The sequence below is a fragment of the Micromonospora sp. NPDC050397 genome (genome assembly GCF_044901685.1).
Classification (GTDB): domain Bacteria; phylum Actinomycetota; class Actinomycetes; order Mycobacteriales; family Micromonosporaceae; genus Micromonospora_G.
On sequence record NZ_JBJDPS010000021.1, the window covers coordinates 48,605 to 74,465 of the forward strand.

The window sequence follows — 25,861 nt, forward strand, 5'->3', positions numbered from 1 at the left end:
ACAGACGGCTACTCGACGAAGCTCCGGAAGAGCATCGCCGCCCGGCCCGGACAGACGATCACCGAACTGTTCCACGAACAGCTTGCCGCCCGTACGCCCTTCAACTCGCCCAGCTCGACCGGGTCGGCCGAACTGACGCGTACCCCGGCGACGCTCACGTCGGTGGCGACGGTGGAGGGGTTGTCGGCGAAGAGCAGCAGGTTGCCGCCGTCGAGCCGGACCGCGACTCCCTCCCTGCTGACCAGTTTGGCGCCGTCCGGGCCGTAGAGGGTGACGGTCTCCGGCGAACCGCCGCTGGCCAGCACGTGTTCGCCCACCGGCAGCAGGGTCTCCACCTTTGCCGCCGGCCTGCGCCACACCCGATCGTCCGCCTTCGCCCCGTCCTGCGCCTTTGCCGACACCGAGAGCAACTCCGTTGTCTCGGTGTCGAAGCTGCGCCGGTCGAGCAGACAGACCCGCTCCCGGCCACAGGGCACCAACTGGTCCGGATAGTGCTGGTCGTCGCCGGTGTAGAGAATCGCCGGCTCGCCCATCCGGTCCAGGTCGTACGCGCTGACGCGGTAACCGCTCTCCTTCGGTGCGACGTAGAGGCGGCCGTCGTGCGCCGTGACGAGGTCGTCGTAGTCGGCCACGTTCTTGGCGCTCTGAAGCAGCTTGCCGCTGTCCACGTCGATGATCCGCGCGGAGCGGTCGACCGTGATCTGCACGATCCGGCGATCCTCGCCGCCGTACGAGAGCTGCCCACCGCCTTCACCCGCCGCGCCACCCAGGTCCTTCGGAACCGTCACCGGGTACACCGAGGTCGAGGCGTTCTCGTACTGGTCCTTCGGGTTGGACTCGTCCCAACGTACCTTTCCGGTGCGCAGGTCGAGCCCGACGAGTTGGTTCGCCACCCGGTCGACCAGCACCACCGTCCGGTCGAAGTAGTAGACGGAGTCGTCACCGTGGACGGCACGACCCCAGAGCTTCCTGCCGTCGGCGGGGTCGAGCACGCTCAACTCACGGGGGTCGGCTCTGCCGGCACCATTGGCCAGCACCACCAACCCGTTCGGCAGCGCGGCGATGCCGGCCCACCGCTCGGACGTACCCTCGGTCTGCCGCTGCCACTCCAGTTTGCCCGTGCTGGCCTTGGCGGCGATCACCTCCAGCCGCTTGTCCTCCCGCTCGTACGCCAGGTACGCCCGGTCCCCGACCAGCGCCGTGTAGGTGTAGTACGGATCTTCCTCACCCAACGCGATCCCCTCGCCGAGATCGCGGAAGGGGGCAAACGCGACGTCGTCGTAACCGCCCCGGTTCAGGTACAGCATCGTCGCCGCGACCACCCCGACCAGGGCCAACACCGCCGCCGCCCCGATCCAGACCGCGCGTCGCCCGCGCCATTTTCGAACAAACGCCACACCCGGGTACGTCCCCGCCCCACCCCCGGACCCCACGGAACCACCAGAAACCGAAACACCCGAAACCGCCCCACCCCCGCCCCCCGCTCCCACCCCGGAACCCGAACCTTCGCCCGAGCCGGACCCCGAGCCCGAGCCCGACTCCGAGCCGGATCCTGCACCCGGCTCCGAGCCGGATCCTGAACCCGACTCCGATATCGGCGAATCACCACCGGAGACCCCGGTCGCCGCCACCCCGGCCCCGAAACGCGCCGGCTCCGCCGCCCGCGCTCCACCCGCCGAGGCCCCCGGCGCTCCACCTTCCGACGCCCCCCTCGCTCCGCCCGCCGACACCGCCGACACCGCCGGGACCGCCGGGGCCGCCACTGTCAGCTCCGCGAGCGCACCCTCCGCCACCGGCAACTCCGGTTGCTCCAGCACCGTCGGCGCCACGCCCAGTTCGGCGTGCAACATCCGGGCTACCAGCGGCACCCGGGACGACCCGCCGACCAGGAACAGCCCGGCCAACTGGTCTGGCCGCAGACCGGAGTGCCCGATCACCGACGATGCCTCGAAGATTGCACGGCGTAGCAGCGGAGTCGCCAGTCGCTCCAGTTCCTCACGGGTCAGGTGAACCGCCTGCTCCACCCCGGGTACGGCAACCGGTGCCGTCGTGGCGCGCGACAGCATCTCCTTCGCACCGCGTACGTCGTCCCAGAACTGCCGCCGGTCACGCCAACCGGTGGTGGTCTCCGGCTGGGCCAATCGTTGCCACACCTGTGGCGCGTTCGCGCCGATCAGCCGCCCGAGGTGATCCACCAGCGCGGCGTCCAGGTCGAGTCCCCCCAACTCGGGCAGCCCGCCCGAGCCCACCACCGCGAACCGTGGTCGTCCACCGTGGTCGAGCCCGTCGTTGCGTACGACCGCGATGTCCAGTGTGCCGCCGCCGAAGTCGAAGACCGCGAGGGCGCCACCCACCGGCACCGGTCGTCGCAGCACCTCGACGAAGTATCGGGCCGCCGCCACCGGCTCCGTCACCAACCGCGTCCCGCCGCCCGGGGCGTCGGTCAACGTCCCGCCAGGCAGCTCGGGTCGCACCGGGGGCCACCCGGCCCGGGCGACCGCCGTGGCCAACGCTCCCCGACGCCGGGCACCCCAACTCGCCGGATGGGTCACCACCGCCGGAGGCAGGAACCCCACCGCCTCGATCGCCGCCTGGGCCACCGCGTGCAGCAACGCGGCGAGCAGGTCCACGGTGGCCACCTCGGCGTCGCCGAGCAGCACTCCGGGCTCGTCGATTCTGCGCTTCGGGTTCGGGTCGTACCGTCCCGGCTCGGCCTGGGCCAGGCGCTGCGCGTCCCGTCCCACGTGCAGCAGTCCGGCCTGGTCGACAAAGACCCCGGAGGGCAGGAGAGGCTGCCCGTCGAAGAGCAGTGGTCGGGTCCGCCCGTCCGGCCAACGCAGCACCGCCACCGTGTTGGACGTACCGAGGTCGACGCCGAGTGCGTAGCCGCCGTCCTGCCCTGCCATTTGCCGACTCCTCCGGGGCGAGGGATTACCCGGCCCCGCATGCTACGGCCACCATGCAGCCAACAGGCTCCGCCTACAGGCTCACCCCACGGCTCCACCGATGAGACAAAAGGTTGGGCCCGCCGTGCCCGGCGACGGCATCAAGCCTGACGGCCCACGCCGGGCACGGCGGGCCCAACCCCCACCGCAAGAATCACAGCCGGCCAACCCCACCGCAAGAATCACTGGCGAGCCCAACCCCGCCCGAGCAGCTCAGAGAGCAGTACGCCGCCGAGCCACCTCGGCCAACGTCACCGCCGCCGCCACGCTCGCGTTCAACGACTCGACCTCGGACATCATCGGAATGCTCACCCGCAGATCACAGGTCGCCCCGACCAGCCGCGACAGCCCACGCCCCTCCGAGCCGACCACAACGACCAACGGTCCCGCCGCGGCCTCCAGGTCGTACAGGTCGGTTTCGCCGTCGGCGTCGAGGCCGACCACGACAAAGCCCGCCTCCTGACACGCCTTCAACGACCGGGTGAGGTTCGTCACCTGGCTGACCGGCACCCGGGCGGCGGCGCCCGCGCTGGTCCGCCACGCGGTCGCGGTGATGCCCGCCGCCCGCCTTTCCGGTACGAAGATCCCCTGCGCGCCGAAGGCCGCCGCCGACCGGATCACCGCGCCGAGATTGCGCGGGTCGGTCACCCCGTCGAGCGCGACCAGCAGCGGCGCGGTCTGCTCCAGCGACGCCGTGACCAGGTCCTCGAACGGCTGGTACGCGAACGGCGGCACCTGGATCCCGACACCCTGGTGCAGAACCCCGCCGGTCATCCGGTCGAACTCGGCCCGGCTGATCTCCAGGATCGCGATGCCCCGGTCGGCCGCGATCCGGACCAGCTCGTTCACCCGGTCGTCGATCTCGATGCCCTGTGCCACGTAGAGCGCGGTCGCCGGTACGTTCGCGCGCAGCGCCTCGACCACCGGGTTCCGTCCGACCAGCAACTCCGGCGCGTCCTTGGCCGGGTTCGACTTGCGCCCCGGCGCGACCCGTGGACCCGACCGGCCAGGCTGCTTGCCGGCGCCCCGGCCGCCCGTACCCCGGCCGGTGGAACCGCCGCGAGCCGGAGCCGCGCCACGGCCCCGGCCGCCTCCACCGCCAGCGCCCCAGGTGGTGTCCTTGGTCCCCGGCTGACCGATCTTGGGCGCGCGGCCCTCCTCGGCCGCCGCGCGGCGCTCCTTCTCCTGTTTCCAGGCGGTGCGCTGCGGCAGTTGCTCGGTGCCGGAGTAGCCCTTGTGCCACGGACGCTCGTCGGCGGGCAGGGTCCGGCCCCGGCCGGCGAGTCCGGCGCGGTTCTTTCCGCCGGATCCGGCGGACGCGCCCTTCTTGGCGGTTACCCGCCGTCCACGGCGCTGTGAGTTGCCGGCCATCAGTCCTGTTCTCCGATCGTCCATCGCGGTCCGTGCGGGGTGTCCTCGACAACGACACCCGCATGTCGTAGCTGGTCGCGCACCCCGTCGGCGGCGGCCCAGTCCTTCCGCGCGCGGGCCTGCGTACGTTGTTCCAACGCCAACGCGACCAGCGCGTCGACGACCCCACGCAGCTCGTCGTCCTGCCCGCTGCCGGCGAAGGCCGGGTCGAGGGGGTCGACACCGAGCAGGTCCAGCATCGTGCGGACCGCGACCAGCGTACTGCGGACGGCGTCGTCGTCGCCTTCGGCCAGCGCGTTGTTGCCGTCACGCAGGACGTCGTGCAGGGCGGCGAGGGCGGCCGAGGTGTTCAGGTCGTCGTCCATCGCAGCGGCGAAACCCGCCGGGACCTGACCCAGGGAGCCCGGGCCGACCCGTTCCACCGCCCGCTGGACGAAGCCCTCGATCCGGCGGTACGCCACGGCGGCCTCGCCCAGCGCCTCGTCGGAGTAGTCGATCCGGGAGCGGTAGTGCGGTGAGGCGAGGTAGTAGCGCAGCTCGACCGGGCGTACGCCGAGCGCGGCGACGTGGGCCAGGTCGAGCGCGTTCCCGAGCGACTTGCCCATCTTGGCCTCGCCGAGGTTGAGCAGGCCGTGGTGCACCCAGTAGCGGGCGAACGGCAGCCCGGCCGACCGGGACTGGGCCAACTCGTTCTCGTGGTGCGGGAAGACCAGGTCGAGCCCGCCGCCGTGGATGTCGAACTCGGCGCCGAGGTAGCGCCGGCACATCGCCGAGCACTCGATGTGCCAGCCGGGACGGCCCCGCCCCCACGGCGACGACCAGGAAGCATCGGTCGGTTCTTCCGGTTTCAACCCTTTCCACAGGGCGAAGTCCCGGGGGTCCCGCTTGCCCCGGCCCGGCTCGTCGGTGTTCGCCTGCACCGCGTCCGGCTGCTGACCGGAGAGCATCCCGTAGTCGGGATCCGACTGGACGTCGAAATAGACGTCGCCCGAATCGTCACCGGCCGGGTAGGCGTGCTTGTTGTCGATCAGAGTCTGGATCAGCTCGTGCATCTCCGGGATGTGTCCGGTCGCCCGGGGCTCGTACGTCGGCGGCTTGACGTTCAGCGCCCGGTACGCGCCGGCCAGGATCACCTCGTTGGCGTACGAGATCGACCAGAACGGGCGCCCCTGCTCCTCCGACTTGACCAGCAGCTTGTCGTCGATGTCGGTGAGGTTCCGGATGAACGTCACGTCCAGACCGTCGTAGGTCAGCCAGCGGCGCAGCACGTCGTAGTTCACGCCGGAACGAAGATGGCCGATGTGTGGCGGCCCCTGGAGTGTGAGACCACACAGATAGACCCCCACCTTGCCGGGCTGCCGCGGGACGAAGTCCCGCACCGATCGGGTGGCGGTGTCATATAGGCGTAGCGTCACCGCACCAGGGTAGCCGTCGACGGTTTCCGGCGTCGTACTCGTCGGGCTCATCCGGCTGGCCGCTCCGGCTTCAGGTCCGCCAGCGAGAACACGTGGCCGGAACGCGTCGTACCCGTGCCCTCGCCCGCGATCCGGACAGCGTCGCCGTACCCTGCCTGGTGTGGAGGCGACCGGTCGCGTGGGCGAGACCGCACAGACCCTGGACCGGGGCCTGCGCCTGCTGCACCTGGTCGCGGACGCGCCGGGCGGATTGACGGTGACCGAGGCGGCGAGCCGTCTCGGTGTGGGCCGAGCGGTGGTCTACCGGCTGGTCGGCGCGCTCAGCCAGCACGGTCTGGTCCGACGCGACGCCGCCGGCCGGCTGCGACTCGGTGTCGGGGTGCTGCACCTGGCCCGGCGAGCCCAACCGCTGCTCGCCGAGGGCGCGTTGCCGGCCCTGCGTCGGCTGGCCGAACAGGCCGGCGCGACCGCCCATTTGACCGTGGTCGAGGCGGGCGAGGCGGTGGCGATCGCGGTGGTCGAACCGAGCTGGACCACGTTCCACGTCGCGTACCGCACCGGTTACCGGCACGCGCTCGAGCGAGGCGCGGCCGGGCAGGCGATCCTCGCCGGGCGGTCGGGCCGACCCGACCCGGTCGCCAGCAGCGGTGAGTTGCAACCCGGGGCGTACGGGGTGGCGGCGCCGGTGCTCGGCGTACCCGGGCTGGAGGCGAGCGTGGGTGTGGTGGCGCTCGCCCCGCTGGCCGTGCCGACCGTCGGCGAACAGGTACGTCACGCCGCCCAGACGATCAGCCAGGCGCTCGCCTGACCCGTCAGCGCCCGCCTGGCGGGTTAGGAAGGGCCCCTTGTTATACAAAAAGCGATAACAAGGGGCCCTTCCTTACGGGTGGGTCATGCGGAGGACGTCTAGGGCTTCGTCGAGCTCTTGCTCGGTGAGTTTGCCGGCTTCGACGTGGCCCCGGCTGAGCACCACCGCCTTGATCGTGGACTCGGTGGCGAGCGCCTCCTTGGCGATGGAGGCCGCCTCGTCGTACCCGAGGTAGCGGTTGAGCGGGGTGACCACCGAGGGCGAGCCCTCCGCGTACGCCAGGGCGACCTCCGCGTTCGCGACCAGGCCGGCGATGCAGCGGTCGGCGAGCAGCCGGCTCGCGGCGGCCAGCAGTCGGATCGACTCCAGCAGGTTGCGGCCCATCACCGGGAGCATCACGTTGAGTTCGAAGTCGCCCTGCGAGCCGGCGAAGCCGACCGTCGCGTCGTTGCCGATCACCTGGGCGCTGACCTGGCGCACCGCTTCGCAGACCACCGGGTTCACCTTGCCCGGCATGATGGACGAGCCCGGCTGGAGATCGGGGATCTGCAACTCGCGCAGCCCGGCCCGGGGACCGGAGCCCATCCAGCGGATGTCATTGACGATCTTGTAAAGCCCGACCGCGATCGTACGGAGCTGCCCGGACGCCTCGACCAGTGCGTCCCGCGCCCCCTGGGCCTCGAAGTGGTTGGCCGCCTCGGTCACCGGCACCCCGGTCTGCTCGCGCAACTTCGCGATCACGGCCGGGGCGAAGCCGGCCGGGGTGTTGATCCCGGTACCGACCGCGGTGCCGCCGAGCGGCAGTTCGGCGAGCCGGGGCAGGGCCGACTCCACCCGCTCGATGCCGTAGCGGACCTGGGCGGCGTACCCGGAGAACTCCTGCCCCAGGGTGACCGGGGTGGCGTCCATCAGGTGGGTGCGGCCGGCCTTCACCACGGCCGAGAATTCCTCCACCTTGGAGCGGAGCGTCTGCTCCAGGTGCGTCAGCGCCGGAATCAGATCCTGGATCACCGACTCGGTCGCGGCCAGGTGGATGGAGGAGGGGAAGACGTCGTTGCTGGACTGGGAGGCGTTCACGTGGTCGTTCGGGTGCACGTCCCGGCCGAGCTCACGGGTGGCCAGGGTGGCGATGACCTCGTTCGCGTTCATGTTCGACGAGGTGCCGGACCCGGTCTGGAAGACGTCCACCGGGAACTGGTCGTCGTAGCCGCCGTCGGCCACGTGCGCGGCGGCGGTGGCGATCGCGGCGGCGATCTCCGCGTCGACCACCCCGAGTTCGGCGTTGACCTGCGCGGCCGCGCCCTTGATCTGGGCCAGGGCGCGGATGTGCGCCGGTTCCAGCCCGCGTCCGGAGATGGGGAAGTTCTGCACCGCCCGCTGGGTCTGCGCCCGCCACAACGCCTCGGCGGGGACCTCGACCTCGCCCATCGTGTCCCGCTCGATCCGGAAACCGGATGTCCCTGATGTGCTCACGCGTTCCATCCTGCCCCGCGTCGTGCCGGAGCGCAGATGATCCCGGTCACCGGCCGAATCGCCGGACCCCGCCGGGGCCGGGGCACGGCCGGGCGCGTACCGGACTCCGCCGGACCCCGCTGGGTGCGTGCCGGATGCCGCCCGGTCGGTGGCCTCCGGCACGCGGGCACCGGTACGGTCAGCGCCGGCCGACGGTCAGGACCGGCTTGGTCACCTCGGCGAAGAAGTCGTTGCCCTTGTCGTCGACGACGACGAAGGCGGGGAAGTCCTCGACCTCGATCCGCCAGATCGCCTCCATGCCGAGCTCCGGGTATTCCAGGACCTCGACGTGCTTGATGCAGTCCTGGGCGAGCCGAGCCGCGGGACCACCGATCGAACCGAGGTAGAAGCCGCCGTGCTCGTGGCAGGAGCGGGTGACCTGACCGGAACGGTTCCCCTTTGCCAGCATGACCTGGGACCCCCCGGCGGCCTGGAACCGCTCCACGTACGCGTCCATCCGGCCGGCGGTGGTCGGCCCGAACGAGCCGGAGGCGTAGCCCTCGGGTGTCTTGGCCGGTCCGGCGTAGTAGACCGCGTGGTCACGCAGGTACTGCGGCATCGGCTCGCCCGCGTCCAACCGCTCGGCGATCTTCGCGTGGGCGATGTCCCGGGCCACCACCAACGGGCCGGAGAGCGAGAGCCGGGTCTTCACCGGGTACTTCGACAGCTCGGCCCGGATCTCGTCCATCGGCCGGTTGAGGTCGATCCGGACCACGTCGGTGCCGGCCTCGAGCTGGGTGTCGGTCACCTCCGGCAGGAAGCGCGCCGGATCGGTCTCGAGCCGTTCCAGCCAGACCCCGGACGGAGTGATCTTGGCTACCGCCTGCCGGTCGGCCGAGCAGGAGACCGCGATCGCCACCGGGCAGGAGGCACCGTGCCGGGGCAGCCGGACCACCCGTACGTCGTGGCAGAAGTAGCGGCCACCGAACTGCGCGCCGATGCCGAACTGACGGGTCAGCTCCAGCACCTCCGCCTCCAGTTCGAGGTCGCGGAAGCCGTGCGCGAGCATCGAACCCTCGGTGGGGAGCGCGTCGAGGTACTTCGCCGAGGCCAGCTTCGCGGTCTTCAGCGCGTACTCGGCCGAGGTGCCGCCGATCACGATGGCCAGGTGGTACGGCGGGCAGGCGGCGGTGCCGATCAGCCGTAGCTTCTCCTCCAGGAACTGCATCATCCGGGTTGGATTGAGCAGCGCCTTTGTCTCCTGGTAGAGGTACGACTTGTTGGCCGAGCCACCGCCCTTGGCCATGAAGAGGAACTTGTACGCGTCCGGGTGCCCGTCCGGGTCCTCGGCGTAGATCTCGACCTGGGCCGGCAGGTTGCTGCCGGTGTTCCGCTCGTCCCACATGGTGAGCGGCGCGAGTTGGGAGTAGCGCAGGTTCAGCCGGGTGTACGCCTGGTAGACGCCACGCGAGACGGCCTCGTGGTCGGCACCGTCGGTCAGCACGTGCCGGCCGCGCTTGCCCATCACGATGGCGGTGCCGGTGTCCTGGCACATCGGCAGCACCCCGCCGGCCGCGATGTTCGCGTTGCGCAGCAGGTCGAGCGCGACGAACCGGTCGTTCGGCGAGGCCGCCGGGTCGTCGATGATGGCGCGCAGCTGGGCCAGGTGCGCGGGGCGGAGGAAGTGGGCGATGTCGTGCATCGCCTCGGCGGTCAACGCGGTCAGCGCGGCGGGTTCCACGGTCAGGAATCGCCGGCCACCCGGCCCGTGTACCACGTCGACGCCCTCGTCGGTGATCAGCCGGTACTCGGTCTGGTCCGCGCCGACGGGGAGCAAGGGAGCGTAGGAGAACGCGGCGGCACTGCTCATGAGCGGAAAGCCTAGGCCAGTCGACCGGAACCGTCCTAGCCGCCGGGTCGGCTCCGCGTCGTCTCGCTCGTCCGCCGAGCGCTCGCGCCGCTCCGGACGGTCGTGACCCGCTGGTCAGTCCCGGTCGTGACCCGGCTGGTCAGTCCTTGCCGGCGTCGGCCGGGCGGCACTCCTCCATCTTCGGCCCACCGCAGGTCGGGCCGGTGCCACCGGGCCCGGCGCCCGGCCCCGGGGAGGTGCCGGGACCCGGACCGGGCACACCGGCCGCCGTGGCGAACTGGACGTAACCGATGTCCCGGCCGTCGCCGATCACCAGTCCGGACTGGCCGACCGCGAGCACCTTCGCCGAGGTGGCGAGGTCGAGCAGCTCCCGTCCGCTGAGCGGGTCGAGCGCGAGCACCCGGTCCGGTTTCTGGTCGACCAGCAGGGCCGCGGACCGGGTCAGGGTGGCCCCGCCCTCCTCGGTCAGCGGGCGGTTCCAGCGGGGTGCGGTCCGGGCCAGCTCGCGGCCGATGACCGTACGCCGGTCGGCCGAGCGGACCAGCGCGTACCGGTCGTCGACGGCGAGCAGCTTCTCACCTTCCGCGCTGGACCAGAGGCTGCGGCCGTCGTACCCGTCGAGGACCGTCTCCCGGCCGTCCGGGCCGACGCCCACCAGGACGTTCTGCCCGCCCTGTGGGTCCTCACGCTGTACGCACCCGCCCGCGTTCGCGGTCCGCAGGTTGATCCCGGAGCGGCGCCAGATCTCCTGCCCGCTGATCGGGTCCCGGGCCAGGACGGTGAAGTAGCAGCTCCCGTCCTCGGCACGGGCCTCGATCCGCAGCATCCGCCCGCCGACCACCGCCAGCCGGTCGGCCCGACCTGGCTGGACGTCCCGGAGCACCCGACCGGTGGCGGTGTCCACGATGTGCACCCGGCCGTCGACCGGGAAGCCGAGCAGGGACGGCATGGTCTCCGGGCCGCTCGCGTCGGCCGCCACGTGCTTGGTGGTCAGTCGTCGGGTGCCGAGCACCTCCGGGTTGTCGGCGAAGAGGCCGGTGCCGACGCCGGGCAGGAAGGTGGTCCAGACCGGTTTGGTGCCGCGCGGGTCCCACCGGCTGAGGGTGCACTCACGCGGGTCGCTGCACCGTACGTCGAGCAGTGCGTTCCGGTACGTCCAGACGCCGCTGGCCCGGGTGTCCCTGCGCCGTACCGCCCCGGTCTCGGGGTCGATCAGCTCGTACCCCTTCTCCAGCAGCTTGCCGGTCGCGACCACCGGATCGGTCTCGCCGCCGGCCACCGCGGCCCAGTCCGCCTTGCGTTCCCAGAGCTTGCCGCCGGTGGCGAGACTGCGCGCCTCGACGAAGGTACGTTGCTCGACCACGACGGTGCTGCCGGTGACGGTCACGCTCTTCGGGGTGCCGCCCACCCGCTGCTGCCAGACCACGTCCGGTTCGGAGAGTGGCTGGCTGCGGTTGACCCAGGCGAGCACGTTCGGGAAGGGGTTCCAGAGCCCGGTGGCCGAGAGCGCGATGACCGCGACCAGCATGAAGGCGAGGAACCACTTCGCGCTCCGCCCGGCGCTCCCCTTCGCCATCCGGCTACCGTAGCGAGGCGCGGGGGTCAAACGCGGGAGGGCTCGCCGCCGGGATCTTCCGGAGTTGGCCCCACGTCGCCGGTCGCCGCCGCCCGGACCAACGGCAACACCCGGTACGGAATCTGCTCGGCCAGCGCGATGATCGTCGAGGCCCGGGCGATCCCCCGGTACGACACGATCTCGTCGATCACCCGCTGAAGGTCCGCGTTGGACCGGGCGACGATCCGGCAGAGCATGTCGCCGGAGCCGGTGATGGTGTACGCCTCCAGCACCTCCGGAATCCGGCGCAGGTGGGCCGCGACCGGGTCGTGGCCGTGCCGTTGACTGATCTCCAGGGTGACGAAGGAGGTCACCCCGAAGCCGATCGCGGCCGGTGCCAGGTCCGGCCCGAATCCCCGGATCACCCCCCGCGCGACCAGCTTGTCCAGCCGCGCCTGCACCGTGCCCCGGGCCACCCGAAGCCGGCGGGAGCACTCCAGCACGCCGATTCTCGGCTCGTCGGCGAGCAGCTCGATCAGCCTGGCGTCCAGTCGATCGAGCTGTACATCCTGTACAGCGGTCACGGTGGTTGACCATACCGAATGCGCAAGCTGACCAGCGAATCGACCAACTCTTGCCCAGCCATGCCGACAGACGCGATCCTCGCCACAGGACCGCGACCCCACCAGGCGAGCGGCCGGCACGGAGGAGGCCAGACCATGACCCAGGCGATTGACCGCCCGACGCCCGACAGCACCGACGTCGACGTCGACGCGCTGGTGGGCGCGGTCGACCACGACATCTCCGCCGACCCGTTCCCGGTACGCGGCATCGACCACATCCAGTTCCTGGTCGGCAACGCGAAGCAGGCGGCGCACTACTACTCGACCGCCTTCGGCATGACGTGTGTCGCGTACCGGGGTCCGGAGCAGGGCTTCCGGGACCACGCCGAGTACGTACTGACCAGCGGCTCGGCCCGGTTCGTGCTGACCGGCGCCGTGCACGCGGACGCTCCCGGCAGCGAGCACGTGGCCAAGCACAGCGACGGGGTGCGCGACATCGCGCTGGAGGTCCCGGACGTGGACGCGGCGTACGAGCACGCGCTGGCCCAGGGCGCCACCGCCGTCGTCGCACCGTACGACAGCACGGACGAGCACGGTACGGTCCGCACCGCCGTGATCGCGGCGTACGGTGACACCCGGCACTCGCTGGTCGACCGGTCCCGCTACACCGGCCCGTTCCTGCCCGGCTTCGTGGCGCGCGGCCCGATCGTGGACCGGCAGCCGATGATCGACGCGGGCGTGCAGCCGAAGCGCTTCTTCCAGGCCGTCGACCACGTGGTGGGCAACGTCGAGCTGGGCAAGATGGACGAGTGGGTGGAGTTCTACCGGCGGGTCATGGGCTTCACCAACATGGCCGAGTTTGTCGGTGACGACATCGCCACCGACTACTCGGCGCTGATGTCGAAGGTGGTAGCGAGCGGCACCCGCAAGGTCAAGTTCCCGTTGAACGAGCCGGCGGTGGCGCGGCGCAAGTCGCAGATCGACGAGTACCTGGAGTTCTACGGCGGTCCCGGCCCGCAGCACATCGCGGTGGCGACCAACGACATCCTGCGCAGCGTGGACGCGATGCGGGCGGCCGGGGTGGAGTTCCTGGACACCCCGGACTCCTACTACGACGACCCGGAGCTGCGGGCCCGGATCGGCGAGGTGCGGGCGCCGATCGAGGAGCTGAAGGCCCGCAAGATCCTGGTCGACCGGGACGAGGACGGTTACCTGCTCCAGATCTTCACCAAGCCGGTCCAGGACCGGCCCACCGTCTTCTTCGAATTGATCGAGCGACACGGATCGCTCGGCTTCGGCAAGGGCAACTTCAAGGCACTGTTCGAGGCGATCGAGCGGGAGCAGGAAGCGCGCGGGAACCTGTAACACTGTCCGCGTGACCGAGCCGACCCCGCACTCGACGCCGCCGCCCGGCGGGACCGCCACCCCCAACCCCCAGGGGCCGGTCCCGCCGGGCGGCAACATCCCGGCCCAGGCCGGGCCGCCGCACGGCACCGCGCCGCTGCGGTACGGCACCCCGCCCGCTCACCTGCCGCCGGGCCCGTACCCGGTCCCGGGCTGGCCGGGCATGCCCCCGCCGGCCGGCACCGCACCGGGCTGGCGGCCCGGCTTTCCGCCACCGCCACCGGTCAGCCCGGCCGGACAGCCGCTGGCCGACTTCTCCGACCGGTTCCTGGCCGGGCTGGTCGACTACGGGATCTACTTCCTGGTGAGCCTGGTGCTGAGCGTGCCGTCCATGATCTTCTATCTCACGCGGGTCATGCCGGAGATGTTCCTGGTAACCGGCGACGGCGTCGTACGCGAGCCGGACCTCCTCGCCGTCCTGGTGCCGATGCTCCTGCTCCAGCTCGCCCTCCTGCTGCTCATGCTGGGGCTGTTGTACGTCTACCACGTCGAGATGATGTTCCGGACCGGGCAGACCCCGGGCAAGCGGATCATGAAAATCCGGGTGGTCCCGCTCGACCCTCGGGCCACCCTCAACCGGGGCGACGCGGCCAAGCGGTACCTGGTCCAGTTCGTCGCCGGAGCGGTCGTACCCGGCTTCAGCTACCTCGACGGGTTGTGGCAGCTCTGGGACAAGCCGTACCAGCAGTGCCTCCACGACAAGGCCGCTCGCACGGTGGTGGTTAAGGTTCCCAGGGTGAACGAACTGAGGTTGGCGCCATGACGGTGCAACCGGGCTGGTACACCGACCCCGCCGAGCCGAGCACCCAGCGTTACTGGGACGGCGACGGCTGGGTCGGCGCGCCACTGCCCGCCGACGCCACCCCGCCCCCCGGACCGCCGCCCGCCGAGCCGGAGCCGTCGACCGCTCCGCCGGCCGGACCGGCGTCGCCGGAGGGGACCGGGACGACCACCACCGCCACGCCCACGGCGATCCCGACGAGCGGGCTGCCGGGCGTACCGGGGTCTCCGATCCCGCCCGGAGCGCCCGGGGCGCCGCCGGCCAACGGCGTACCGCCGTGGCCGGGCGCGGCCGGGTCGGCCTCCCCCGGTCAGCCACCGACCGGACCGGTCCCGCCGGTCTGGGGCTACCCACCGTACCCGTTCCCGGCGCCGGAACCTCGGCCGCACGGCAGGGCGTTGGCGCCGCTCGGCGCCCGGATCGGCGCCCGGTTGATCGACATCGGCCTGGTGCTGCTGCTCAACGTCCTGGTCAACGGCTGGTTCGTCTGGCAGTACGTGGAGGAGATCGGCCCGGTCTACCGGGAGATCCTGCGCCGCTCGATGGCCGGGGACTCGTCCACCGACGGGCTGCCGCCGGTCAGCGCGCAGGCCGACTGGCTGCTCCTGGTCATCCTGCTGATCGCCGCCGCGCTCTGGTTCGCCTACGAGGTGCCGGCGATGGCGAACACCGGACAGACCGTCGGCAAGCGGGTGCTCCGCCTCAAGGTGGTCGCGCTCGGCGAGAACGAGCACCTGGGCTTCGGCCGCGCCGCCCGGCGCTGGAACACCCTCGGTCTGCCGACCTTCTTCTGGTACTGCTGCGGCATCGGCTTCCTGCTACAGCTCATCGACTGTGCCTTCGCGCTCTTCGACCGACCGCTCCGGCAGGCGTTGCACGACAAGCGCGCGCAGACCGTCGTGGTACGGCTCGACCGGTTGGCCACCGCCGCGTCCGCACCCGCGGCCGACCGTTCCGACACTCCAGGAGGTCCCACGACATGACCGGCCGCGACCGCAGCCAGCCCAGTCGGCTCACCCGAGCCGATCTGGCCGCCCTGCCGAACTACGTACCCGGACGCAGCCCCGCCGACCTGGCCCGCGAACTCGGCATGACCGAGGCGATCAAGCTGGCCAGCAACGAGGTGCCGTTCGGGCCGCTGCCCGGCGTGGTGGAGGCGGTCGCCGAGGCCGCCGCCGGGGCGCACCGCTACCCGGACCTGGCCGCGGTCGCGCTCCGCGAGGCACTGGCCGAGCAGTACGGCGTCGCGGCGGACCGGATCGCCACCGGCTGCGGCTCGGTCGCGCTCGCCGAACACCTGACCCGGGTCACCACCCTGCCCGGCGACGAGGTGGTCTACTCCTGGCGCTCGTTCGAGGCGTACCCGATCATCACCGCGACCAGCGGGGCGACCAGCGTACGGGTGCCGAACACCGCCGGCCACGGGCACGACCTGACGGCGATGGCCGACGCGGTGACCGACCGGACTCGGCTGATCTTCGTCTGCAACCCGAACAACCCGACCGGCACCAGTGTGCGCCGGGCCGAGTTGGACCGTTTCCTGGACACCGTCCCGGACGACGTGCTGGTGGTGCTCGACGAGGCGTACCGGGAGTTTGTCACCGACGCTGAGGTACCGGACGGGCTCACCGCGTACGGCGACCGGCCGAACGTGGTGGTGCTGCGTACCCTCTCCAAGGCGTGGGGCCTGGCGGGCCTGCGGATCGGCTTCCTGGTCGCGCAGCCGGAGGTGGCCACGGCGGTACGCAAGGTGGTCACCCCGTTCTCCAGCAGTGTCGTGGCGCAGGCCGGCGCACTCGCCGCGCTGACCCAGGCCGAGGAGGTACGTCGCCGCTGCGCACTGGTGGTGGCCGAACGCGATCGGGTCACCGAGGCCCTGCGCAAGCTGCTGCCCGAGGTGCCGACCAGCCAGGCGAACTTCGTCTGGCTGCCGCTGCCGACGCTACCCGGCGGGGTCGACCGGGCGGTCCAGTTCGGCCGGGTCTGCGAGTCCCGGGGCGTGATCGTCCGCCCCTTCCCCGGCGAGGGCGTACGGGTCACCATCGGTACGGCGGCCGAGAACGACGCGTTCCTCGCCGTCGCGGAGACCGCCCTCTTGTTCAACTAACCGGATCGAGCCTATTTGCCGCTTTTCGCCGTGAACGTGGCCATACTGCCCTAGTTTTCGAAGCGGGCCTGTACTGCCAGCACTGAGGCATTGCAGCCCTGTCAGCCACTTCGAAACCATGGGGGACAACTCGTGCGTATTGCCAGAATTCTCACGCTGGGGGCTGCTGCGGCGGCCGCAGCGGTCGCCTTCACAGCTATGCCGGCGACGGCCGCCCCGACCGATGACACGGAGGTGACCTTCGAGATCCTCGCGGGGACGCTCGACATCACCGCTCCAGCCACCGCCGATCTGGGCACCGGAGACGCCGGCACCGTGATCGAGGGGCAGATCGGGCCGGTCACGGTCGACGACTCCCGAGCGAGCGACGACGCGTCCTGGGAGGCGACGGTGACGTCGACCGACTTCACCACCGGCACCGCGACGCCGACCGAGACCGTTCTTGCCTCACAGGTTGACTACTGGTCTGGGCCAGCAACCGCGACCACCGGTAACGGAACGTTCACACCTGGCCAGGTCAACGCGGCTGCCGCCGCACCGCTCGATGACACCACTCCGTTGACCGCGTTCACCCACACGGGCGGCACCGGAAACAACACCGCCACCTGGAACCCGACCCTTGAGGTCAACGTCCCGCTGGCCAACGTGGCGGGCACGTACACCGGAACGGTGACACATTCGGTGGCGTAGCCGCTGCGGCCGATCGGCCCTCTGCGCCATTGTGGCGCTGCTCTGCCTCGCCGTGCCGGGCCAACCCGCCCGGGGCGGCGAGGCAGAGCCGGAGCCCGATCCGGGAAGCATCGGCATTCAGTTGCTTGAGGCGCCGACCGAGCGCTCCAAGGACCCCCGCGCACTCCGCTACATCGTCGATCATTTGCCGCCCGGCGCCATTGTCAAACGACAGATGTTGGTGGCGAACAAGACCGACCAGCCGCAGAAGATCGAGCTCTATCCGGCTGCGGCGACGATCACGGGTACCCGGTTCCAGTTCGGCGAGGGGCGGGCCTCCAACGAGCTGGCCTCGTGGATCTCGCTCGACCGCGCGTCGGTGGATCTCGCGCCCAGGGAGTCGGCACGTTTCCGGACGACCATCACCGTGCCGCCGAGGGCGTCGAGGGGCGAACGGTACGCGGTCATCTGGGCCTCCGTCGCCTCGGCGACCGACCCTTCCGCCAACGTCAACAAGATCCACAGAGTTGGCGTGCGGACCTATCTCAACATCGGCATTGGCGGCGAGCCGCCGTCCAGTTTCACGATCGGCGACATGATCCCGAGCCGCGACACCCTCGGCGTGCCCTCGGTGCGGGTCGCGGTACGCAACACCGGCGAGCGTGCGCTCGACCTGGCCGGCTCGGTGGCCCTCTCCGACGGGCCGGCTGGCATGAGAGCCGGGCCGTTCGACGTACTCGAAGGCACCACCCTGGCACCGGGCGAGTCCGGCACGGTGGTCGCGGTTCTTCCCCGCGAGTTGCCCAACGGCCCCTGGCAGATAGCGGTGGAGTTGGAAAGTGGTCTGGTGAGGGAAACCGCCACCACCCGGATCACCTTCCCGGACCCGGGACGGCCAGGGCAACCGGGCTCGCCCCTGAGCCGGTTGGAATCGCCCTGGCTGCTGACTGCCGGAGCACTGGCGATCACGATGATCGTGGTGCTCGTGCTGGCACTGTCGAGGCGTCGTTCCCGGCGGAACCGGTCCACGGTGGCTGGGTGACCTTCCGGTAACCGCCCGAAAACTCAGGTCGCGGCGAGGATGACCGGCTGGGCGGCGCCGTAGAACTGCTGGTCGTCCGCGTCCGGCGGGGCGGCCGAAGCGAGCCGTTCCACCGCGACGAAGCCGTCCGCCGCGTACGCGAAGCCGGGCCGCCACGCGACGACCTCGTCCCCGGCGGTCAGCGGGAAACTCGACCGCTCCGCCCCGGTCATCGAATTCAGCGTGACCAGCTCGTGCGCGTCGGTGAGCAGGTGCACCCGGCCGGACTGGACGGCGACGATCCGGGCCGGCTCACGCCCGGTCCGGCGCCAGAGTTCGCTGCCGTCGCGGACCGAGCGGGCCACCAGTTCGCGACCGCTCGGGGTCAGCGCCACGTCCCCGTCGAGCACCGCCTCGGTCGGGTCCAGCACCGGCACCGGCACCGGCTCGTCCCGATCCACCAGCCAGCCACGGGTGGTCCCGGCGCTGCTGGTCCGCATCGCCGGACAGTTCGACCCGCCGTTGCCGCAGCCGAGCGGGGCCAGCCCCAGCTCCGGGCCGGCGTCCTCCGGACGCCACCGGTCGACCAACTCGCCGGACTCCACGTCGTGGAACTCGGCCACCTGCGGGGCCGCGCAGGCGTCGACGGTGACGAGCTGCCCGCCGCTGGTGGTGAGCGCGCCGGCCCGGCAGGAGCCGTCGATGCCGACCCGCCACAGCTCCCGCCCGTCGGCCAGGTCCAGACCACGCACTCCCGAGCCGCCGATCACCACCAGCACCGCCCGGCCGCTCCGACCGGTCGCCGGGATGAGACCGGCGGGGGTGTAGTTGGTGCTGGCTCCGGTGCGTCGTCCGTTGTACCCGTGTCCGGGCGGTGGACCGTCGACCCGCCACACGATCCGGCCCGTACGCGCGTCGAGAGCGACCAGGTTCCCGTCCGACCAGCGGCTGACCACGGTGGTGCCGCTGGCCACGACGCCGATCAGTTCGGCCGGCCACCGCCGGTACGACCAGTACGGCGTACGCCGGGTCCGGGCGTCCACCGGCAGGTCGGCGCGGACCTGGCGGGTGGTGGCGTAGACCCGCAGCCGGCCGTCCACGATCAGCGGGGCGGAGGCGAGCGTGCCGACCACACCGGTCGCCGCGTTGACCGGGGCCGGATATCCGGTACGGGCGGTGGTGAGCACCTCCGCCGGGGCGAGCACCCGGTGGACGACCACGGCGACTGCCGCGACGGCCAGCAACGCCGCGATCGCGACGACGATCGGCCGACGCCGAGCCACTCCCCCGCTCCGGGATCGCATCCAGCACCTCCGCCGGCACCCTATCCATCCGGTCCGGGCCGGCGCCTGGCAGGTCAGGCGGCAGCGGCGGGGTCACCCCGACGGCCCGGCCCGGTCACCCCGACGGCGGCGGCGAGATCGGCCAGGTCGCGGCGGAGCACGTTCTCGACCGTACGGGCCGCCAGCCCGCCGAAGAGCAGCGCGATCAGCCGCCCGGACGGCGTGGTGACCACGCCCTCCTGCACCACGCTGACCGCCGTCCAGCCGCCCCGCCGACATCGCCGACCGTCGACCGGCGTGAAGCTGTACGCGGTCCGGTAGTCGACGCCCGCTCCGGCGGAGGTGACCGTCAACCGGTGCGGCGCGACCATCTCCTCCACCCGGAACTCCTCGACCAGCCCGGTCCCGTCCGGTAGCCGGTGCCCCTCCCGCCAGGTCGTGCCGGGCCGGACCGGTCCCGGGGTCAGCACCTCGATCCCGGTGACGGTGGAGAGCCAGCCGTCTCGGCCCGGAAGGTCGGTGAAGACCCGCCACAACTCGTCGGCCGACGCCTCCACCAGTCGGGTCACCGCCACCGTCGCCATCGCACCCCCCGAGCCCTTCCCCGAACACCCACCGTACGGGCGAGAGCGCCCGACCAGCGCAAAGATCGGCGAGCGGCGACAAGAAGGTGACGCGGGTGACGTCGCGAACGGCTCGGTGACGCCGGGGCGAACGACTCCGCTATGGTCCCGGGTGGCACAAACGTTGCGAGGTGCCCCGCGGTCGCGGGGAGAATCGGGAAGCCGGTGCGAATCCGGCACGGGCCCGCCGCGGTGACCGGGGAGCTGCCACCCACGCGTACGAGACGCGGCCACTGGCCCACGAGGGCTGGGAAGGCGGGTGACCAGCGCTGATCCGGGAGTCCGAAGACCGGCCTCGCGTCACGAGCCCCGTTTCGGGGCACGAGCGCAGCGGGAGCCTGCCTTGGACACCGAACCCGTCACCCAACCCGTGCCGGTAACCGAACCCGACCCGATCGGCGGGACGGATCTTGCCGCCGCGCTGTACCAGGTCATCCACCGCCGTCGGGACGTGCGCGCCGAGTTCACCGGCGCCCCGATCCCGAACGAGGTGCTGCACCGGGTGCTGGCCGCGGCACACGCCGCGCCGAGCGTCGGACTCTCCCAGCCCTGGGATTTCCTCCTCGTTCGCGACCCCGACCTGCGTCAGCGGTTCCACCGGCACGTCGAGCGGGAGCGCGAGAGTTTCGCGGCCACCCTCGACGGCGAGGCCGCGGCACGGTTCGCCCGGATCAAGATCGACGGCGTACGTGAGTCGACGCTGTCGGTGGTGGTCACGTACGACCCGGAGCGGGGTGGCCCGGCGGTGCTCGGGCGTCACTCGATCGCCGACGCCGGCCTCTACTCGGTCTGCCTGGCGATCCAGAACCTCTGGCTGGCCGCGACCGCCGAGCGACTCGGCCTCGGCTGGGTCTCGTTCTACCGGGAGGAGTTCCTGCGGGACCTGCTGGGCATCCCGGCGACGGTCCGCCCGGTGGCCTGGCTCTGCCTCGGCCCGGTCAGCCACCTCGAACAGGTCCCCGACCTGGAGCGGCACGGCTGGCGTCGGCGACGGCCACTCTCCGAGGCGGTCCACCACGACCGGTGGACCGCCCGCTGACCCGGTTCTCGACGCGGAGGCCGGGTAGCGCCGTCAACCGAGCGGCTTGACCCCGCTGACCACCCAAATCGTGATCGCGAGGAGGAAGTCACCCCGGGCGACCGAGGCGTCGACGGCTTCGAACCATTCCGCGCCGAGCAGCGCCGGATCCGCCCCGAGCCTGCGGATCGCGTCCCGGTCGAAGATCGGGGCGATGGCGTTGGCCTCCGCGAAGTCGGTCACCGCGACAGTGATCGGTTCGGCGCGCACCTCGTCGAGTCCGGCCGCCAGCAGCCTGCGGCGCAGCGTACGGCCCATCCGGAACTTGTCCGGCTGTTCGGGGGTGGCGACGTACTGGAAGAACTTCCCCCGGATGCGCTCGATCAGCTCGGGCGCTATCCCGTCCAGCAGAAGACTCTCCCAGTCCGTGTCGATCAGACACAGTCGTCCGCCGGGGCGCAGCACGCGTACCAGCTCCGCCACCGCGCGGTCGGGCTCGGCGAGGTGCTGCATCACCCGCTCGCTCCGTACGCCGTCGAAGCTCTCGTCGGCCAGGTCGAGCGCGGTGACGTCTCCGACGAGGTACTCGACCCGGCTGCCGTCGTGCCGCCTGGTCGCCGCCGTCACGAAGAACTCCGACCGGTCGACCGCGACCACCTCGCCCTCCGGTCCGACCAGCCTCGCGAGTTCGCGGGCCACCTCGCCCGCCCCGGCCCCCGCGTCGAGCAGTCGCTGACCCGGCCAGGCGTCCAGCGCGGCACGGGCCACCTCGCGCACCTGCCGGATGGACGGATAGGCGGCGATGCGTTCGAGGTAGTCGACCATGCTCGTCTGGAGCTCGTTCCCGGCCCCGTCGACGTCACTGAAGGATGTGGTACCTGCGATTTCGTCCGTCACGTCGGTAAGGCTGCTCTGCCGACGGGTCGTCGCGACAGCCATCCCCGCGTTGCCTGCGTCACACCGGTCGGCAAGCATCGTTTTGCCTGGTCATCCGCAACGGTGAGCGGGCGGCCGAGAAAAGCGTCACGGGGGTGAATTTCGCACCGATCCGTGCGTGGCTCGCGGCGACCGACCGGCAACGACCGGCGGCAACCGGTGCCGGACCTGGCGAGGCGGCCCCGACCTGTCATCGCTGGACGGGGCCGCCCGGGAAACGCGAATGGAGTTGTCTGAATCAGCCGTCGAAGGAGCCGGCCCGTGCCGCGCCGATGAACGCGGACCAGTCGGTCGGGCTGAACGAGAGCACCGGTCCCGTGACGTCCTTCGAGTCACGCACCCCGACCACGCCGGCCAGGTTGTCGGCCACCTCGACGCACCAGCCCTGGTCGTTCGACCGGGTGCTCTTACGCCACGACGCGCGCGCGAGATCGATCTGCATTTTATACCCCTTTACGACGAGTTATGCACATAAAAGTGCGTTCGCCGGTATTCTTACACGGCGAAGGGAGCGAACGCGTTACCGAATGCAACATGCGCCACTACAGCGGGGCACGCTCACACAGACTGTGCGACTCGATCAATCGCACCGCGACCAACGGTGCTCCACAATCGATAGACGATGGCGAAGTAGGGGTCAGGGGCGCGCGGGAAGTACGGTGCCGGTCACTTCGCCGAGGGCGACGGTGCGGCCGTCGGGGCCGGCAGCGGTAGCGCTGATGGTGACCGTGTCGCCGTCGGCGAGCCAGCTACGGGCCACGCCCTCGGCGAGTGCCACCGGCTCGGCCCCGCCCCAGGTCAGCTCCAGGAACGAGCCGACCTGGTCGCGGCGTACGCCGGAGACGGTGCCGGAGGCGTAGAGGTCGCCCGCACGCACCGAGGCGCCGTTGACGGTCAAATGGGCCAACTGCTGAGCCGGGGTCCAGTACATGCCGGCGAACGGTGGCTCGCTCACCCGGCTGCCGTTCCAGTCGACCGCGAGCCGCAAATCGAGACCGAGGTGCGGCTCGTCGCGCAGGTATTCCAGGACCGGCGGGTCCTGCTCCGGAGCCGGCACCCAGGCGTGCTCCAGGGCGTCCAGCGGCACCACCCAGGGTGAGATCGAGGTGGCGAACGACTTGCCCAGGAACGGGCCGAGCGGCCGGTACTCCCAGGCTTGCAGGTCCCGCGCCGACCAGTCGTTGAGCAGCACCACACCGAAGACGTACGCCCGGAAGTCCTCGACCGGCACCCGGTCGCCGAGCGCCGAGCCGAGCCCGATCACGAAGCCGACCTCGGCTTCGATGTCCAGGCGCGTCGAGGGCCCGTACCCGGGTCCGTCCCCAGTGGAGTGTTGTCCGGCCGGGCGGACGACGGGCGTACCGGAGACGACCACGGTGCCGGCCCGGCCGTGGTAACCGATCGGCAGGTGTTTCCAGTTCGGCAGCAGCGGCGGCTCGCCGGGACGGAAGATCTGGCCCACGTTCGACGCGTGCTGCTCCGAGGAGTAGAAGTCGACGTAGTCGCCCACCGCGAACGGCATCAGCAGGTCGACCTCGGCGAGCGGGTGGAGCAGCGGGGCGACCGCCGGCCGGTGTGCCGGGTCGGTGAGCAGTTCGACCACCCGCTTGCGCACCGTGCCCCACTGCGCCTGCCCGAGCGCCATGAACGCGTTCAGCGAGGGCTCACGCAGCGCACCCCCGGCCAGGACCAGCCCGGCCGCCTCGGCGCCGTCGAGGTCGAGGACATACTCCCCGATCCGTACGCCGATCCGCGCCGGCACGTCGCCGTGGGCGAACACCCCGTACGGCAGGTTGTGTACGTCGTACGGCGAGCCCGCCGCGCCCTCGACCCAGCTCACGTGCTCTCCCCCTGGTTGATCAGCCCGAGCCGGGCCAGGTCGGTCAGTGGTTCGTCGATGCTGCACGAGCCGAAGCCGCGCCAGAGCGGCCGGGCCTGCTCCCGCCGGACCCGGGCCGGCTCGACCATCCGGAGCGGGTCACCGCTGGCCAGCAGCTCGGCGATCTCGGCCACCTCGGCGCCCTCGGCGGCGGCAGCCGTGGCGACCAGCACGTTGACGAACCCGTGATGGGTGAAGCCGGTCTCGGCGTCGGTGTGGCGCAGCGCGTGGTGCAGGCCGGCGGTGAGCTTGAACGGCAGGGCCCGGTCCCGGCAGGCGCGGATCACCGCGGCCAGCTCGACCGGGGTGGGAAAGAGTTCGGCGGCGAGCCCGCCGGTGCGGAACTTCGCCGCGACCGGCGCCCCGGCCGCGCGCGCCCGCGCGATCCGGTCCAGTGCGGCGAGCAGTCCCCAGGTCAGCGGGACTTCGGCGTACAGGTCGAGCGTCGGTGACCCGCTGTGGCCAGCGGTTGCGGCGGGCGGCAGGTCGCCGTGGACGGCGAGGAGTTCGGCCAGTCCGGGGGTGGGGTCCTCGCCACGCTTGCCGACCGCCACCTCCAACTGGCGTGGGCACAACCGGTCGTCGATCGCGCCGAGCAACGCGGGCAGTCGGCCGATCGGCACGTCGCCGATCACCCCGACCTCGATCCGCTCCCCGGGCTCCAGCAGCGCCGGCAGGTGGGCCAGCGCCGACGCCGGGACCAGCAGCGGCCCGACCAGGTCGGCGTACCAGGCGGTGCGGTGCTCGCGGTGGGCCACCAGGGCGTCGGCGAGCGACGCGCTGCCGGGCGGGAAGACGGCGGCGTCGTCGACCAGGCCGGCGAAGAGCCGGGGCACCTGCGTTGACACGAACAGAGAACTTACGGGACGCTACGACTAACGGACAACAGCGTCCGATTATCGGACACCATCGGCCGCTGAATGGGACAAATGCGGAGGTCAAAGTGCCGTACTACCGCAGCGTCGGTGAGCTGCCCCGTAAGCGCCACACCCAGTTCCGGCAGCCCGACGGGAGCCTCTACGCCGAGGAGCTGATGGGCCAGGAGGGCTTCTCCTCCGACTCGTCGCTGCTCTACCACCGCTACCCGCCGACCGCGATCGTGGCCGCCGAGGAGTTCACCCCGCCGGCCTGGTCCCGGGTGCCGAACCTGCCGCTCAAGCCCCGGCACCTGCGCACCCACAAGCTCGACGCGGGCGGCGCCGACCCGGTGCTGGGGCGGCAGCACCTGTTGGCAAACGACGACGTACGCATCTCGTACGTGGTCGCCGACCGGCCGTCCCCGCTCTACCGCAACGCCATCGGCGACGAGTGCCTGTACGTCGAGTCCGGCGCGGCCCGGATCGAGTCGACCTTCGGCGTACTCGGGGTGACCGCCGGCGACTACGTGATCATCCCGACCTCGGTGGTGCACCGGATCGTGCCGGTCGCGCCGGACCCGCTGCGCCTGCTCACCATCGAGGCGACCGGGCACGTCGGCCCGCCCAAGCGCTACCTCTCGGCGCGGGGCCAGTTCCTGGAGCACTCCCCCTACTGCGAACGTGACGTACGCGGCCCGGCCGAGCCGTTCCTGGTCGAACAGTCCGACGTCGAGGTGTACGTCCAACACCGGCGTGGCTGGACCCGGTACGTCTACGCCAACCACCCGTTCGACGTGGTCGGCTGGGACGGCCACCTCTACCCGTGGGCCTTCTCCATCCACGACTTCGAGCCGATCACCGGGCGGGTGCACCAGCCGCCGCCGGTGCACCAGACCTTCCAGGGGCCGAACTTCGTGATCTGCTCGTTCGTCCCGCGCAAGGTGGACTACCACCCGCTGGCGATCCCGGTGCCGTACAACCACCACAACACCGACTCGGACGAGATGCTCTTCTACACCGGCGGCAACTACGAGGCGCGGCGCGGCTCCGGCATCGAGCAGGGCTCGATCTCGCTGCACCCGGCCGGTTTCACCCACGGTCCCCAGCCGGGCGCGGCCGAGCGTGCGATCGGCGTCGACCACTTCGACGAACTCGCCGTCATGGTCGACACCTTCCGTCCGCTGGACCTCTGCGACCCGGCACTGACCGTCGAGGACCCGGCGTACGCGTGGACCTGGGCCGGCCGCACGCTCTGAGCCGGTACGCCCGGATCCACGCCGTGGCGCCCGGGATCCGTACGTCGA

At 71.4% G+C, this 25,861-nt stretch carries 22 protein-coding genes and 1 riboswitch; of the genes, 9 read left to right on the forward strand and 13 right to left on the reverse strand.

What is annotated here, in order from left to right:
• Positions 1–8: 8 nt before the first annotated feature.
• From ACI2K4_RS33645 to cysS, 3 genes are all read right to left on the reverse strand, one after another.
• Positions 9–2,906 carry an Hsp70 family protein gene (locus ACI2K4_RS33645; RefSeq protein WP_404517224.1) on the reverse strand — a complete coding sequence of 966 codons (2,898 nt, stop codon included), beginning with the start codon at positions 2,904–2,906 and terminating at the stop codon, positions 9–11.
• 252 nt (positions 2,907–3,158) lie between these two features.
• On the reverse strand, positions 3,159–4,316 hold the full coding sequence (gene rlmB / locus ACI2K4_RS33650) for a 23S rRNA (guanosine(2251)-2'-O)-methyltransferase RlmB (RefSeq protein ID WP_404517225.1): 1,158 nt from the start codon (positions 4,314–4,316) through the stop codon (positions 3,159–3,161).
• Positions 4,316–5,731 (reverse strand): cysteine--tRNA ligase, encoded by a 1,416-nt coding sequence (gene cysS / locus ACI2K4_RS33655; RefSeq protein ID WP_404517226.1) that lies wholly within the window; start codon positions 5,729–5,731, stop codon positions 4,316–4,318. The genes rlmB and cysS overlap by 1 nt, the downstream gene beginning before the upstream one ends.
• Positions 5,732–5,891: 160 nt before the next feature.
• Here cysS and ACI2K4_RS33660 point away from each other — a divergent pair, with 160 nt between their 5' ends.
• Positions 5,892–6,539, forward strand: coding sequence for an IclR family transcriptional regulator (locus ACI2K4_RS33660; RefSeq protein ID WP_404517227.1), 648 nt, complete (start codon positions 5,892–5,894; stop codon positions 6,537–6,539).
• A gap of 72 nt (positions 6,540–6,611) precedes the next feature.
• On the opposite strand, the gene ACI2K4_RS33665 is transcribed toward ACI2K4_RS33660, so the two are convergent.
• The 4 genes from ACI2K4_RS33665 to ACI2K4_RS33680 form a co-directional block, all read right to left on the reverse strand.
• Entirely contained in the window at positions 6,612–8,021 is a 1,410-nt protein-coding gene (locus ACI2K4_RS33665) for a class II fumarate hydratase (protein ID WP_404517228.1), read from the reverse strand.
• Positions 8,022–8,190: 169 nt separating this feature from the next.
• Positions 8,191–9,861: a fumarate hydratase gene (locus ACI2K4_RS33670; protein ID WP_404517229.1), complete on the reverse strand. Its 1,671-nt coding sequence runs from the start codon at positions 9,859–9,861 to the stop codon at positions 8,191–8,193.
• Positions 9,862–10,000: 139 nt separating this feature from the next.
• Positions 10,001–11,437, reverse strand: coding sequence for a hypothetical protein (locus tag ACI2K4_RS33675; protein ID WP_404517230.1), 1,437 nt, complete (start codon positions 11,435–11,437; stop codon positions 10,001–10,003).
• A gap of 26 nt (positions 11,438–11,463) precedes the next feature.
• Positions 11,464–12,000 carry an Lrp/AsnC family transcriptional regulator gene (locus ACI2K4_RS33680; RefSeq protein WP_404517231.1) on the reverse strand — a complete coding sequence of 179 codons (537 nt, stop codon included), beginning with the start codon at positions 11,998–12,000 and terminating at the stop codon, positions 11,464–11,466.
• 135 nt (positions 12,001–12,135) lie between these two features.
• On the opposite strand from ACI2K4_RS33680, the gene hppD reads away from it, so the two are divergent.
• The 6 genes from hppD (at position 12,136) to ACI2K4_RS33710 (ending at position 17,982) form a co-directional block, all read left to right on the forward strand.
• Entirely contained in the window at positions 12,136–13,344 is a 1,209-nt protein-coding gene (gene hppD / locus ACI2K4_RS33685) for a 4-hydroxyphenylpyruvate dioxygenase (RefSeq protein WP_404517232.1), read from the forward strand.
• Between the two features lie 10 nt (positions 13,345–13,354).
• The gene (locus ACI2K4_RS33690; RefSeq protein ID WP_404517233.1) at positions 13,355–14,146 is read left to right on the forward strand and encodes an RDD family protein; all 792 of its coding nucleotides are present in this window, start codon (positions 13,355–13,357) and stop codon (positions 14,144–14,146) included.
• Positions 14,143–15,147, forward strand: a complete 1,005-nt coding sequence (locus tag ACI2K4_RS33695) for an RDD family protein (protein ID WP_404517234.1) — start codon at positions 14,143–14,145, stop codon at positions 15,145–15,147. The genes ACI2K4_RS33690 and ACI2K4_RS33695 overlap by 4 nt, the downstream gene beginning before the upstream one ends.
• Positions 15,144–16,271 (forward strand): histidinol-phosphate transaminase, encoded by a 1,128-nt coding sequence (gene hisC, locus ACI2K4_RS33700; protein WP_404517235.1) that lies wholly within the window; start codon positions 15,144–15,146, stop codon positions 16,269–16,271. The genes ACI2K4_RS33695 and hisC overlap by 4 nt, the downstream gene beginning before the upstream one ends.
• Positions 16,272–16,403: 132 nt before the next feature.
• Positions 16,404–16,961, forward strand: a complete 558-nt coding sequence (locus ACI2K4_RS33705) for a hypothetical protein (RefSeq protein WP_404517236.1) — start codon at positions 16,404–16,406, stop codon at positions 16,959–16,961.
• A gap of 31 nt (positions 16,962–16,992) precedes the next feature.
• Positions 16,993–17,982 carry a hypothetical protein gene (locus ACI2K4_RS33710; RefSeq protein ID WP_404517237.1) on the forward strand — a complete coding sequence of 330 codons (990 nt, stop codon included), beginning with the start codon at positions 16,993–16,995 and terminating at the stop codon, positions 17,980–17,982.
• Between the two features lie 23 nt (positions 17,983–18,005).
• On the opposite strand, the gene ACI2K4_RS33715 is transcribed toward ACI2K4_RS33710, so the two are convergent.
• The gene (locus ACI2K4_RS33715) at positions 18,006–19,265 is read right to left on the reverse strand and encodes a PQQ-binding-like beta-propeller repeat protein (protein WP_404517238.1); all 1,260 of its coding nucleotides are present in this window, start codon (positions 19,263–19,265) and stop codon (positions 18,006–18,008) included.
• Between the two features lie 53 nt (positions 19,266–19,318).
• Positions 19,319–19,828 (reverse strand): SRPBCC family protein, encoded by a 510-nt coding sequence (locus tag ACI2K4_RS33720; protein ID WP_404517239.1) that lies wholly within the window; start codon positions 19,826–19,828, stop codon positions 19,319–19,321.
• Positions 19,829–19,979: 151 nt separating this feature from the next.
• A riboswitch (cobalamin riboswitch) is annotated at positions 19,980–20,180 on the forward strand.
• Between the two features lie 108 nt (positions 20,181–20,288).
• Between ACI2K4_RS33720 and bluB the strand changes: the two genes are divergently transcribed.
• A complete protein-coding gene (gene bluB, locus ACI2K4_RS33725; protein ID WP_404517263.1) occupies positions 20,289–20,906 on the forward strand; it encodes a 5,6-dimethylbenzimidazole synthase in 618 nt (205 codons plus the stop codon).
• Positions 20,907–20,939: 33 nt separating this feature from the next.
• On the opposite strand, the gene ACI2K4_RS33730 is transcribed toward bluB, so the two are convergent.
• From ACI2K4_RS33730 to ACI2K4_RS33745, 4 genes are all read right to left on the reverse strand, one after another.
• Positions 20,940–21,782: a methyltransferase domain-containing protein gene (locus ACI2K4_RS33730; protein ID WP_404517240.1), complete on the reverse strand. Its 843-nt coding sequence runs from the start codon at positions 21,780–21,782 to the stop codon at positions 20,940–20,942.
• A 277-nt stretch (positions 21,783–22,059) separates the two neighbouring features.
• A complete protein-coding gene (locus tag ACI2K4_RS33735) occupies positions 22,060–22,263 on the reverse strand; it encodes a DUF397 domain-containing protein (protein WP_404517241.1) in 204 nt (67 codons plus the stop codon).
• Positions 22,264–22,458: 195 nt separating this feature from the next.
• Complete coding sequence (fahA, locus tag ACI2K4_RS33740) at positions 22,459–23,661, reverse strand: fumarylacetoacetase (protein ID WP_404517242.1); 1,203 nt, start codon at positions 23,659–23,661, stop codon at positions 22,459–22,461.
• Complete coding sequence (locus ACI2K4_RS33745; protein WP_404517243.1) at positions 23,658–24,548, reverse strand: hypothetical protein; 891 nt, start codon at positions 24,546–24,548, stop codon at positions 23,658–23,660. The genes fahA and ACI2K4_RS33745 overlap by 4 nt, the downstream gene beginning before the upstream one ends.
• Positions 24,549–24,643: 95 nt before the next feature.
• Here ACI2K4_RS33745 and ACI2K4_RS33750 point away from each other — a divergent pair, with 95 nt between their 5' ends.
• The gene (locus ACI2K4_RS33750; RefSeq protein ID WP_404517244.1) at positions 24,644–25,813 is read left to right on the forward strand and encodes a homogentisate 1,2-dioxygenase; all 1,170 of its coding nucleotides are present in this window, start codon (positions 24,644–24,646) and stop codon (positions 25,811–25,813) included.
• Positions 25,814–25,861 lie beyond the last annotated feature (48 nt).